Annotated in this window: 6 protein-coding genes; all 6 read right to left on the minus strand. The window is 50.0% G+C overall.

Going from position 1 to position 14,645, the window contains the following annotated elements; translation table 11 throughout:
* On the minus strand, positions 1-3,867 hold the full coding sequence (locus BM257_RS06480; RefSeq protein WP_092069934.1) for a family 78 glycoside hydrolase catalytic domain: 3,867 nt from the start codon (positions 3,865-3,867) through the stop codon (positions 1-3).
* A 3-nt stretch (positions 3,868-3,870) separates the two neighbouring features.
* Positions 3,871-5,358, minus strand: coding sequence for a glycoside hydrolase family 140 protein (locus tag BM257_RS06485; protein ID WP_092069937.1), 1,488 nt, complete (start codon positions 5,356-5,358; stop codon positions 3,871-3,873).
* A complete protein-coding gene (locus tag BM257_RS06490; RefSeq protein ID WP_092069940.1) occupies positions 5,355-7,769 on the minus strand; it encodes a glycoside hydrolase family 95 protein in 2,415 nt (804 codons plus the stop codon). The genes BM257_RS06485 and BM257_RS06490 overlap by 4 nt, the downstream gene beginning before the upstream one ends.
* Entirely contained in the window at positions 7,766-8,998 is a 1,233-nt protein-coding gene (locus BM257_RS06495; RefSeq protein ID WP_092069979.1) for a hypothetical protein, read from the minus strand. The genes BM257_RS06490 and BM257_RS06495 overlap by 4 nt, the downstream gene beginning before the upstream one ends.
* 118 nt (positions 8,999-9,116) lie before the next feature.
* The gene (locus BM257_RS06500) at positions 9,117-13,334 is read right to left on the minus strand and encodes an MGH1-like glycoside hydrolase domain-containing protein (RefSeq protein WP_369821308.1); all 4,218 of its coding nucleotides are present in this window, start codon (positions 13,332-13,334) and stop codon (positions 9,117-9,119) included.
* 140 nt (positions 13,335-13,474) lie between these two features.
* On the minus strand, positions 13,475-14,645 hold a 1,171-nt coding region (locus BM257_RS06505; protein ID WP_092069942.1), incomplete at its 5' end, for a DUF5123 domain-containing protein.

The raw sequence follows: 14,645 nt of genomic DNA on the forward strand, positions 1-14,645 counted from the left end.
TTATTTAAGTTTATTCAAGTCAATTTCTTTATATGCGACACGCAGACGCCGCCAAGTATAGACGGCATGCAGTTTACCATCCTTGCCCTGGATAATGGAAGGATAGGAATACTGACTAATTGGAGAGTCTTCGAGGGTTAGGGCATGATGCCAATGGGTACCATCACTACTGATGGCAATGGAAAGTGGTGTGCGGACACCCTTTTTCGTTCCTGGCAGTGTGGCAAAGTCATTATAGATAAGTACATGACGACCATCCTGAAGTGTGACAGCATCGGTGCCACTCTGGTTATTGGGTACATCTAGCAGGGTTACGTTGCTCCATGTATCTCCATTATCGCTGGAGAACGACGTCGCTATCTTACCGTTACGGGTACGCATCAGGACCTGCAGACGACCGTCCTTTAACTTTAGGATAGAGGGCTGGATACAGTCAATGGGATGACGACCGTCTTCAGTTGCCTTACCACCAGCATCCGGGGCTTCGATATCCTCTTTCTCACTCTTCGTGACGGGAGCTTTCATATCTTCTGTACGCATGGCTAGTTCCGCTTTAACAGGACCTACATACTTCCACTCTTTTCGAGCGATATCATATATTTCCATATGGAACTTCCAACCATTATCCTCCGTACTCGACGGACATAACAGACGACCATCAATGATTTCAGGTTTGTTCTTAATAGGTCCCAGGAATCCTTTGGGTAACGGTTCCTTGTCGCTCCATGTACGTCCTCCGTCCTTCGACTTACAAAGCCATCCACTCCAATCTGACACCTTCAGACCCACCTTAAAGAACAGCCACAACTCACCATTGGGCATCTCTGTGATGACAGGATTCCAGCATGCCTTTCGTCTTTGATGAGCTGATGTGCGACCTTGGCATGCAGGACCTTCAGAAGCTGGTGTACTCTCAGTGGTGATACCAGCGATCTCCGCATAAGCTGTACCTAATGTAAAGACCCCGTCAGCCGCGAGGATAGGTTTGCTCCACTCCTGTTGTCCTTTCTTTTTAATACTCACCCAGATACATACGTCAGGATGACGCTCATGTTTTCCCCCAAAGTAAGTAGCTACGAGATCACCTTTCTTCGTTTCCACGATAGTAGCAGCATGGCATTGTGGGAATGGAGCCTGTTCATATAGGAACTCATCCTTCGTGATGGCGGATGAGGCGGTAGGTATGTCGCAAGAGAAATGATATTTACCAGAACCTACCTGTCTAACGGTACCATCGGGTAGACAGACATCGGCAATGGTGTTACAAGGAATGGTGACATCCCACTCCACATGCTGCAATGTCTTTTTCCAATGACTGGTCACCGTACCATAGGGAGAATCATAACTTACATTTGCCCACGAGCAGTCTTGTATAGAGAACGTTGGTTTAAGCACAATGTGCTTATACGCGTTATCTTTTTGTCGGATACCGCCTACATACTGGTAACACCAGGTGAGCAAGTCACCGAGGAGCATGACGTGGTTACCGCTGTTCATCTTAGGTGATGCCGTGTTGCCGTTCCACAGTTCCCAGATGGTGGTGGCACCATTCTCTGCCATATAGCCCCATGAGGGATAACTCTTCTGTGTGGCTATCATATAGGCGATGTCACTGAACCCGTTGTCACTGAGTCCACGCAACAACCAGGAGATTCCGATAACACCACAGGGTACGTGGGCGTTATTCTTGATGATGATGTTCTCCACCACATTCTTCATCACCTCCACACGATATTCCTCTGGTACGATACCAAACGACAGTGCCAGCAGATTAGCTGTGGCGGTATTGTTGGCGTAGAACACAGAGTCAGGATAGAGCACATGACCAGGAGCCGGTGACGTGCCTTTCTTAACTGTCAGGAATTGCTTGTTGAATGCCGTTATCATCTGTTCGCGGAGAGGTCGCCAATAGTCGGCTTCACACCCCCACTGCTCCATCAGCTGCATGGTGCGGATGATATATGCCGTTGAGATAAGAGTCACATCCGTCTTACGACTGGGATCCGCAGAGTGGATGAGTTCCAGACTCTCTGGCGGCACACACCAGTCGGCATACTTACCACAATGGATAATACCATCCTTACTATATTCCTCGATGATATGCTGTACCCATTTCTTGACATAGGGATAGCTGTCCATGATGGGTTGTTTGTTACCATACTGGCGCCACAGCATATCACAAGTGAAAGGTAGCGCGGCAGCCCATGCCACATCGTCTGAGTAATAATTCCAGAAGGCCGGTGCCACATCAGGAACACATCCGTCCGTACGCTGAGCCTCGCAGATGTCACGCATCCACTTGGTATAGAGTCGCTCGTTGTTGAAAAGGAAGCTCTCACCCAGCGACCCTACGGTACGGTCACCCAGCCAAGGCTGTCGCTCGTCACGTTGCGGACAGTCAACAGGCATCCCTTTGTAATTATCCAGGACCCCCCACCATGCATTACGCATCAACTGGGTCAAGACGGGGTCAGAGCACTCAAACTGTCCTGTCGACGACATCTCGTCAGCGACCACCTCCGCGACGAAGTCGTCTTTATGACAGTCTTTCAGTCCGATAACCTCAGCATACTTAAAACCATGATAGACGAAGGCTGGTGTCCACCAACGTCCTTCCTTTCCTTCCTCACCATTGCATACATAGATGTCTGTCGAACGGGCATTACGGAAATTCTCCCGGTACAGTGAACCGTCATTATTCAGTTTTTCCGCATAGACGATACGGATGGTGTCACCTTTCTGACCACGGACACGTACCTTCAACCAACCTGCGATATTCTGACCAACATCCACGATACGACCGTTCAGCGACTGTGGGTTGATCTGCTGTAACACCTTCATGCCCGGTGTCATCTGACTACGCAGATAAGCCTGAGGGATATCCGTGCGTTCTGCTTTCATCCATTTCGAGTCATCGAAGCCTACCTCACTCCAGCCTCTCATCTCCATGCGAGCATCATATTCCTCACCATCGTACTCGTTGTTGGCGCGGATGGGACCATCGGCTGTCACCTTCCATCCCTTATCGTCGGTCTGCAGGCGCTGGGTAGTTCCATCTGTATATTCCACGATGACGTTGATGCGGCACTTGGGATAGCCAAAGGAATGAATCTTATAGGGCTTGTGTTGCTGCATAGGGAAAAGTCGACCGTTGCCCAAGACGATGCCAAGGCAGATGTTTGGGGTATGATGTAAGAAGTGAGAGGTCACATCATAGGTATTGTAATAGATGGTCTTGCGATAGTCGGAAGGTACTGGTTGCAACACCCCGTCACCCATCCGTTGGCCGTTGACATAAAACACATGCAGTCCGATGCCTGCCACATAAGCGGTGGCACGTTTTACGGGTTTGTCCTTCAGTGAGAACTCCTTTCGCAGATAACGTGCTGCCATCCGTGTGTGGAAACCACGTTCCTCACCCGGCATCAGACGCTCCAACCCTATCCAGTAGCCACTCCATTTACCTTCATGCAACAGACCGACACTGAAACGCTCATCACTGCTCCATGCTGATTCCCCGGCAGTTGTCCATACCTTCACCTTCCAAGTACAGGTGGTGTTGCTTTGTAATCTCTTGCCGGCGTATGGGAGCCAAAGCTGTTGGTCACTATCCACCTTGCCCGAGTTCCACACCTCTCCATGGTCGTCACATACGACAATCTGATAGGCAGTCTGACGGACATCCTGTTGGTCGCTCGTTATCTGCCAGGAGAAACGGGGCTCCGCGGTATCTATACCCAGTGGCCGCTTCAGATTCTCCACGGTGAGGTTCGTCACACTCACACCAGGCATCGCCACCTTCTTCTTAGCAGCACCTACCGGCAATGCCAGGAGCATCAGTAATAGCCCATAAATACACCTTCTCATCGTTTACTCATTTAAGTCCCTTGCTTTTCCTGAGAGTGACATATCAGAGACCTGCGTCTGGTCTTTCTGCAGATAGTCTTTCGAGGCATCAACAGCAATCAGCACACCGTCTTCGATTCCTGTTCCTTTCTTATGCATACGGAATGTCAGCACCTTGGAATCGTATTCCCCTAAATAGCGCAACTCTCCTGTACCGGCATTCATCCACCATACATTTTTCTTATCACCCGATATCTTCGTCAGGTCGAGTTTCATGATACGACTCGTGTAATTATACACCATCAGATAATCATTCCCACGGGTAGCTATGAGACGGTCATACTTTGTCCTATTCTCCTGGATGATGCTTTGGTCAGGTACACGCTCGAAATAAGGGAAAGACAACATCAATTGCTTCAGGTATTTCATCTGATTGAATCCCGGGTCGTTGAGTCCCTGGTACCAGGTCTTCACATCTCCGGCATCCCCATAGCTGGTGGGATAACCCGGTTTCAGCATCTGCATGATGGCATTATGACCATAGGTATGTCCGCAACTGCCTGCAAACACACTCCAATAAGCATAACGGCGCACATCCCATGCCTGCCAGCGAGCCTCGTTCTTGTCATGCAGTCCCATGGGGATATCCTCATAGCTGGGTTCAGCGTCCAACACTGGTTTGATGGGTTTATAAGCCCATGTGGAGTCGACATACATCCAGTTGTCCTCCTCCGTATTGTCAGGAATAGGATAGTCGGCATTCCCCATGCGCTGTCCATATTTACGATGACCGCTCTGGAAGGTATGGAAGTCTATCCACGGTGCCTTCGCCCACCACTTGGCAGAGGTATAGCGTCCACGGGGATGATACGTCATCAGATGGTCTTTGTCTATCGACTTGATAGTCGTTGCCAGCGTATTCCACACCTCTGGTTTGATATCACCCTGGATATCACCACCCATCATCCAGATGATATTGGGATTGTTCTTGTAGCGGTTGGCGAGGAACGCACCATATTTCTTAGCATCCTCCACACTCAGTTTTCCTTCCTTGACCAGTCCTCCCCAGATACAAACCATACCGATATAGATACCGTTCTGCTCGGCAAGGTTGATGATATAGTCCAGGTGGTCCCAATAGGAATAAGCAGGAGACCTCTCCAACCTCCCCTGTTTAGGAGAGGCTTTCTTGAAGATATCCATATTCCACCCGTCAATATTCGAGGGCTGCCCATAGATATTATAGGCAGGAACCCCGTCAATGACTTGTATCTGTACTACGTTATAACCTGCCTCCCGACAGCGTTGCAGATACCATGCTGCCTCCGCACGGTCGAGTCGTTCCGGCAACAGCCATCCTGTCTCACCCTGCCAGAAGAAGGGTTGTCCATTCTCAAACTGCAGATAACGCTGATTATCCGACACTTTCAATTTCCCGTTTTCCCACGGTTTGCCTGCCATTGCCGATAACGTCAGTACAACGAGGCATCCTATCATCAATAGTCTCTTCATAGTTCAAAGATTGTGTATTCTTGATTAGCCATTGTCTTTATCTCATAGATATCTTTTTCTTTCGTCTTTCTCAGTCCCTTACCCTTCAGGGGCGTATTCGAACGGATACGACAGATGCCCCCTTGACGTGAATGAACGACAGCCTTTGTCAGTTTGCCATTCTTCCAGTCGATGTCAATCACGAAACCGCCACGAGCCACCAGTCCCCTCACACTACCTGTCTTCCAGACACCTGGCAATGCCGGCAACAGATAGACAAAACCGTCGTAGCTCTGCATCAGCATCTCAGCAATACCGGCTGTACATCCGAAGTTGCCATCTATCTGGAAGGGAGGATGAGCGTCAAACAGGTTAGGATATGTACCACCCGTCTGTTTGACAGCACCAAAGATGAGGAAGGTGTCAGCAGTCAGTGTCAACTGATCCTGTATCAGCTTATAGGCGTGTTCTCCATCAAGGAGACGTGCCCATGAGCATACCTTCCATCCCATGGACCATCCGGTAGAGACATCCCCTCGTGCCTCAAGAGATTTCCTTGCAGCCTGCCAAAATGCCGGGGTACGGTATGGTGATATCTGGTTAGAGGGATAAAGACCGTAGAGATGGGAGAAATGGCGATGGTCATCTTTGGGGTCGTCGAGGTCATCAAGCCATTCCTGTAACTGTCCCCAGTGTCCGATCTGCATGGGAGGTAGCTGGGGTAATTGGGATTGGATAGTATCTAAAATATCTAGATTTTCTAGATGGTCTAGATTTTCTAGAATCTTGGCTGCCGCCAAGACATTGGTATATAGCTCTGTCACGATCTGGTTATCCATCGTCACACCTGCATCCAGCGGTGTGGGGCGTCCCTTTCCTCCATGCTCCGGTGACTCTCCTGGGCAGACAACCAGATAGCCTTTGGTGGGGTGCTTCTGTAAAGTCTGTGTAAAGAAACGGGCGGCATCGAGCATGATAGGGAAATACTGACGGAGGAAGTCCTTATCCTGCGTATATAAATAATGTTCCCACAGATGACGACAGAGCCATGCCGCGCCAACAGGCCACAGTCCCGTCTGGGCACGGTCCACAGGACCGGTGATACGCCACTGGTCGGTATTATGATGCAAGACCCACCCGTCAGCACCATACATGTCACGTGCCGTTTTCTTACCTTGCTCGTAGATCTCACGGATGAGTTTGAACAACGGCTCGTTCATCTCCGTCAAGTTAGTGACCTCAGAGGGCCAGTAGTTCATCTCCAGATTGATGTTCGTCGTGTATTTCGAATCCCAGGAGGGAAACAACTTATCATTCCAGATGCCCTGCAGGTTTGCGGGGTTCATATTGTCGGGCTGGGAAGAGGAGATGAGCAGATAGCGTCCGAACTGGAAGTAGGTAGCAACGAGGTGATTGTCGGAGCCCCCACCTTTCCTCCCCTGTTGAGGAGAGGAGAATTGTTCGATGCGCTTATCCATCGGGACGCTGGCATAGAGGTCTGGACCAAGGTCAAGTCTCACACGGTCATAGTACTTATGGTATGTCCGCTCATGCTGGTCCTTCAGAGTCTCATAGCCCAAAGCCATAGCCCCATGCAGGCGTTCGCGGGATTGAGCTACCTCGTCACCGGTGATATCCTTATAGCTCTTGACATTAGTACCAATGGCAAGATAGATGGTAGCTTCGTCAGCCCCCACCACACTGATATTGCCATTAGAGCCAGACCGTTTACCACCCTTCGTCTGTACGGCAAGACGTCCCATGAAACGAACCTTGCCCTTCAGTCCCTCGTGTTTGGAAGACACCCCTAAGAGTGTTGCCTCGTCACCATCCATCCCCACCAGAGGATTCTCATGGGGAGTAGTCATATTAGCGGTAAACGTGATCTTTCCCTTCTCACTTGCCGTCAGATGGATGGCAATGACAGGATGGTCACCGAGTGGTGTGATGACCTCACGCTCATACCTCACACCATCCACGGTATAGCGCACTCTGCTTTGAGCATTGTCAAGGTCCAGCCAGCGTTCATAACCTGTATAGTCCGCATGTCCGGGCATGGCGATATAGAGATCGCCGAAGGGTTGGTACGGCATGCCCATATTCTGTCCAGCGGCATTGGGCATCACCTTGGCATTCGCCAAGTCCTGTGCTTCCTTGTACTTTCCCTCAAAGATCAGTTGGCGTACCTTTGGCAATGCCTCTTTGGCTTGGGGATTGATGACATTGTTAGGTTGTCCTGCCCAGATGGTCTCCTCATTCAGTTGGATATGCTCCACGGCAGGTGTGCCAAAGACCATTCCACCTATCACACCATTACCTACGGGTAATGCCTGTGTCCAGGTCTGTGCAGGACGGTCATACCACAGTCTGTATTGAGCTGCGGCAAAGACGTAGCATACGGTAAAGAGGATGGTGAATACAATGCGTTTCATTTGTAGAGTGATTTGAGTTGTTCGTCAGGTTCTATCTCTATCTTATTCTCATCGAGCATCGTACGGTCGAGTCCGAAAACATCAATGAAGAAATCATAGACCGCATTTCGTTTGTTCTTCCCAAAGTCATGACGCTCATTGGGGAGATGGACATTACGCACCTGATCCTTTGCTCCATAGAATCCATAGACACGTTGCAGATAAGGGAACTCCAACGTAGGAACACTACTTGTCCAATCGCCCCCGTCGGAGACGATAAGCATCGGTTTGGGAGCCATGACGGCAGCAAGTTCCGGTTCACAGGTCCCTCCGGCGGAGAGTTGTACAGGTTTGCCACTCTCACAAGGACAACCGCCATCAAAATGCGAGGCAAGATGCACCACAGGAGCAGATGCTCTCACACGGTCATCCAAGAGAGACAACAATACGGTATGTGTGCCACCACCGGAACCACCCATCACACCGACCCGCTTGGTATCGATATCCTGACGATGAGTCAGCATCCAGTCGAGCAGGATATAGCCACAGGCTGCCTGATAGACATGTGCACGACTGGTATGATGTGCCTCGGCACCCACTTCCTTCTCACTCTCACCCCAGCCGTAGAGGTCGAAGTCCACACAGACTGCCCCCATCCTTGCCAAAGTGCCCAGTCGTTGTTGCTCATCCTTACGGTAGCGCATAGGCCAATGACCGTCAGGACAGATGATGAGGGCATGTCTCCGAGAACTCCGAGAACTCGGAGTATAAATCGTTCCAAACAGATGCTGCCCTGGTGTCAGCTCTATACAGATGTTCTGCGTGGTATAACCGTCATGCTTACGGATCTTAGAGAGAATCACAGGACGTTCCATCTGTCCTTTCTTATTCTTCACCAACACACATGAGTCAAGGAAGGCATCCAGTTCCAGACGCTGGCGTACCTCACGACGAAGACTGTCTCGCCGAGCCTCCCACTCCACCTTATTATTATATAAGGAAGACAGGTAGTCAAGCATCTGTCGTCCCTCGTCCTCATGACGACGGGGATACTCATAGCGCTTGATCTTATAGAGGTTACCCGACTGCTTCCACCAGTTCCAGTCGAAATGCTTACAGATATTGTCAAGTGTCTGCTCCAGCGAATACGGACGGATACGGAAGTCGGCATACATCAGTGTCACACCTGCCGTATCGACATTCGCATCGAACTTGAACCTCACGTCAAAGCGTTTTGCCACATCCCGCATCACGTCACTCACTGGACGGCGGAACTGATTCTCGTAGGTTTGTGCTTGAGAAGTAAGAGGTAAGAGGTAAAAAGTAAGAAGCAGGATTCCTACTGCCCTCCACATGTATTTCTTCATATCATTCATATTTTAATAAACCTATGTCTTTACGATGAGCCACCACCTTACCGTCTACCATCAAGGTTAGACCTGTTCCCTGGTGATAACGCTGTCCGTCCTTGTCCCAGAGGATGGTGAGGATATGTCCACGATAACGGATACCGTCCAGACAGAAGTAGTCCCATTTGTCCTGCGGCACGAGTGGGTTCACCACGATACTACCATCCTGTTGCGGTCGGAGTCCACAGATACCTGTAATCATCAGATCGTTAAAGGTGGAGTGGTTATAATAACGACTCCGCTCACGGTCACCCATCAACCACGCACCGTTCGTCTCATCGAGATATTCCCCGATATATGGTCGTCCACGGTGATGCTGTGACTCCACATAGAGCTCCATCTGACGGAAGAAGGTATTGGTATATGTGGGATTACCGTTCTCAATATAGTTAGCCAATGCCGTCAGCGTTTGTGAAGTGGCGAAGGGCCAGACGGCGCCATCCCACTCACACTTGCCGAAGCCATGACTGCGGAAGAGAGGATGACGGCGCTCTGCCGTTGTCAGACCATAGGGTGCGGAGAATCCTTTCTCGTCAAGGAGCTGCTGCCAGGCAACGTCATATTTCGAGCCAGCAGCCGGCAGGTTGAAATACCAAGGGATATAGCCTATCGCCTCACGAACGTTTGCCGACGAGTCACCACGGTGAGTCTCAAAGAACTGCTGTTGCTCATTCCACAACTTGGTCTCGATGAGGTTCCTCAAGGTGTCCGCTTTCTGCTGATAGGTCTTTACCTTCGCCGTCTCTCCTGTCAGGCTGTTCATAAACGACAGTGCCTTGGCATTGCCGAACATATAGCTGTTAATCGTCGGACGGGCATACTGTTTCTTACGACCACCACTGATACTCTCCTCCATACCGTCCTGTACGTCACCCTGCCAGTAGAGTCCATTGGCAAGACGGTTGGTACGCTCCCAGCGTGCATACTCCTCTTCCAGTCGTGGCTTCAATCCCAGCATAAAGGTTGTATCCCCTTGAACCTTCCACATCTCCAGTACGGCGGCAGGGTTCCATGACGAGAACTTATTCATCTTCGTCATCGGTTGTCCGTCATTACCGTAATACCAGGTACGGAGTATCTGGTGCAGATAGGTAGTGTCACGCAACCAGCGGCTCTCCATGATATGGTGACCGATGGCACAAGCAATGAGGTTGTAACGGTCGGCATAGGAGCGTTGCACGAGGAACTCCGTCATACCATAGCCCACGGGAGTCCTCTTGATATGCTTACGCAAGGTCCACCAGCGGTAGTAGAACATCTCACGGAAGTTCTCCTGCGGACAGTCAAACAAGGGAATATTCTCACGCATCCATGCTGACGATTGTGCATTGGGGATGGTAGTGACGATATTCTCATCCTCCATCGTGTTGAAATAGTCGGCATAGTGTGCATAGTCGTCATAGTCGAGGACAGCAGTGACACTATCGTCAACAGGACGGGAGGTGACATTGGCAATATGATAACCTACCGCAGGGTCGAGTTCATCGGCACGCGGCATATCGAAGTCCTGGTCTGCTGGTGTGTTATAATCGGGCTTGTCGAAAGGCATCCCGGTACGGAACACGATACGGCTAATACTCTCCACTGGTGTGTCAAACTGTCGCTCACAGGCTTTCTTGCCGTTCAGGTAATAGACGGCACGATGCAATGAGGAGGAAAGTACTGCCTTGATATGATAGGTTGTTCCTGCCTCATAATGCTTGAGCAGGGTTGCATAACGGGCACCACCTTTCACACGAATCACTCCTGTGGAGTCCACCACGATGCGGGAACACACATTCCCACCATCATCCATGAACTCGATATCCAACTCCCCATGAGTATTCTGCGCCGTCTTCAGGTCGAACTCCACCTCAAGCTCTTTCGTATTAGGAATCACACGTTCCACCTTCGCATAGTCGTAGGGGTCACTATCGTAGAGACTCAGCCAACCATCCTTCAGTGTGACAGGACATAGCTGCGGTATATACAGGTTCCAGTCTGTCAGGTCGCTGACCTCACAAGGGGACTGTCCCTCTGTGAGCCGTCCCTCACAAGGGGACTGTCCCCTTGTGAGGTTGCCAAACGGTTTAGCATGAGTGGTGGCGTTCAGACGAACAGGGACGGGGATGCGCGACACCCACATATCCTCTTTATTATTAGAATAGGTAACCCACAAGTCGCTGTCTTTAGGGATACCATTACCCTCCTGTATGCCCCGGACATATTGCGGACCATAGCTCTTATACTGACCACCATGACGGAGGGGAGTCACCTCACCATGAATCAGTGAGAGGGTTGTATACTCCAAGCCTTCCTTACTGAGTGAGATAGCGAGAGGCCAACGATATTCCGAGGGGTTGTAGACGGTAGCATAGGTTCCGTCTGTCAACCGCTGTCCCCATATCTTCGCATTCGAGTTAACGAAACCGGGAGCACGGTCACAACCTGACTTCCCGTTGATATCAACCTGTCGCCAGGTATGACCACCATCGGCAGAAAGACTGGTAACGGCATGTTTCCACAATGCCACCTTCCGACCGTCTGGAAGCGTATAGCCACTGAATGCCTTATACGGTTTGTTCAAAGGTATCAAAGGATCGTTGCGGTCAGCCTCCTCCACCCACTGCATCCTTTGCATGGGGTCGGCAAGCATGGCATCGACAGCGGCGACAAAACCCTTATCCTTTGATTTCTTATAATAAGGGAAGTCGGTGTTCTTCTCACTAAAGCCATGATTATAATAGACAAAGTATATCGGACCGAAGGTGCCGTCCTTTTTGATCTCACGGACTACCCTGCCGATACCATTACCGTCGTTGGGGTCATCCTTGATAGTGAGACAGATACCATAGTTACCCACAGCCAATAACCTCTCACTTCCAACTTTCAACTTTGAACTTTCACCTTTATAGACGTACCACCCTACCCTTTGGTGCATCACCGCCTTCAGGTGATGGGCTGGCGGGAAGTCCCTTCCTTCTTTCGTCCATCCCTCTGGCACGTCGTATTCCGGAAAGAGCTCCACTGGTGTACTCCATCGATAGCCGTCCGTGGAGGTTTGCAGCATGGTCTTACCTGGTGCCTCATGCTCATGACGGGGATCAGTCAGATAGTGCATATAGAACTTCCCGTTCCAATACGCCATCATTGGTTGGTGGTTGTAGGTCCAAGGTTTAGCCCCTCGCATCGTCTGGATGGTATGAACACCGACAACAGGTTTCAGTCCACCGTCATGCCGTTCCGGACGGGCGATGGTACTACCGCTATAGTGTACCACGTCACGGTTATATTTGATGAGTCCCTCCACTAGTTGCTCGTCGGCAAGAAACACCGTGCCATGCTTATGTCCTACGGGAAAGCTGACACTACCCGTCTGGTTCTGGAAGGTCTTGAAGTCCTTGGTGCGATGGGCACCATATATCTTATAGCGATAACTGTCATAGTAGATATACCACCAGTCGCCCACCTTTGCCGTCGACGGTCCTTCGGTAAACTGTTCCGTAAAAGGTTCCGAGGCAGCACTCCACGGACCGTATGGCGACTTGCCGAAAGCGACTTTGATATTACGCATCGGACGGGAGTTATCCTTCACCACCATCACATAGTCATTCGCTCCCCGCTTCACCAAAGTCGCGTCGATAGCACTGAAACCGGGGTCATAGAAGAGCTGTGCCTTCGAGAACGACTTGAAGTCCTTCGTCGTCATGTAATACAGGCGGTGGTTGTTCTTATGATCCTCCTGATAGTCGGGGAACTTTCCCGGCACACACGATGCCCATACAATCAGGAACTGTTTCTTCACATCGTCATAAAACAGTTCTGGAGCCCACGTGTTCACCGTCGACTCCTCCATCCCTGTATCGATAAACCGCTGAGGAGTCCAGTGTATCAAATCCTTTGATGACGCATAGCCGAAGCCACGGTCACCACGCCATGAACTGGTCCATACCAGATGGAACGTACCGTCAGGACCTTTCACGACAGAGGGGTCACGCATTACCTTCTGCGTTCCCACTTCCGGATGCAGGAACACCCCTTGGATGGAGTCCCATCTCACACCATCATAGCTGTATATGAAACGCAAGCCCTCGGTGGCGGGCTCATGGAACGATGTGGACACATAGATATCCTTCGCCTCCATAGAAAGCGACAGACACCATGCCCAGACAAATAATAACAGTTTTCGTACGTACATAGTTTTTGAGTAGTTATCTATTTTGGCAGATATCACTTGCAAAGATAATCAAAAAATCATAACTGGCAAACAAAACAAGTAGAAAAAGAAATGGCAACCCTTTTCAGAGTTGCCACTTCTTATTATTGTAGAGGGATTAATTACTTAACAACGATCTTCTTACCGTTCTTAATAACGACACCCTTATAGCCCTTGAAGACACGCTGTCCGCTCAGGTTGTAAACTGGCTTGCCATCGCTGAAGATGTCACCAGATACACCGTCTACATAGATACTGTTGATGCCAGTACCACCAGTGGTGATGGTCATCTTCAGATCCTTAGTAACACTGATCTTATAAGTACCAGGAGTCTTCAGAAGTACATTACCATCATTGACAAGAACAAGCTGTACCTCTGCATCCACAACAGCCTCAGTATTACCTTCACCAGGAGCATAGCGGTGCTTACCATTGAAGTCAGACCAGCTGGTAAACTCTGCATCACCGAAGGTCAGGTAAGTATCCTCTGTAGTAACAGTTGCTTCATACTCGAATGCCTGAGTAGTCTCGTTGAATGTTAACTCAGTAGTGCCTCCCCATTCCTTAGGAGTGCCAGTACCCATGATATAGAGCTTATCTACAGTAACAGGTGTTGGAGGAGTAACCTCACCAGTAATGGTAACAGTTGACTTATCCTTGGCAACGCTAATCTTATAAGTACCAGCAGCCAGCAAGATAGCACCATTAACCTTCTTCAAATCAACAGTCTCGTTGAGTTTTGCATCCTGATCGCCCTCACCAATAGCGTAGCGATGATTTGCATTAAAGTCATCCCAGCTTTCAGATGTAGCTACGTCAGAGAATGCAAATGCAGCAGCAGTTGCTGGAGCATATTCATACTCATAAGCCTGAGTCTCTGCATTGAACGTCATCTCCGTCATAGATGTAAGACTCCAGTCATTCATGTCACCAATGATGTAGAACTTAGCAGGCTCTTCTTCGATCCAGCGTGGGTCACCTGTCTGGGCTGTATACTGAGCGCAGTCACCGAGGGTGAAGTCACCGTTGGCGGCGTCTGCGAAGACTGGAGCGGTAGCAATGTCAACACCCTCCGTCTTATTGTAAGAAGTAGCGTCCTCTGCAGTACCGTTCAATATCCAAGTATTGTTATTTACTACAGCAGACTTCAGATTGTCGGTGTTCTTGCCCGCCAAGATACGGCGCAAGATACCAGAACCCTCCGTCGCACAGTCTACCCAGATATTGTTCTCAATATCAACATCCATCAGAGAAGCCTTCTGGGCAATGCGACCGCCATTGTGCCACTGACCG

The sequence above is a fragment of the Prevotella sp. tf2-5 genome (assembly GCF_900115435.1).
GTDB lineage: Bacteria > Bacteroidota > Bacteroidia > Bacteroidales > Bacteroidaceae > Prevotella.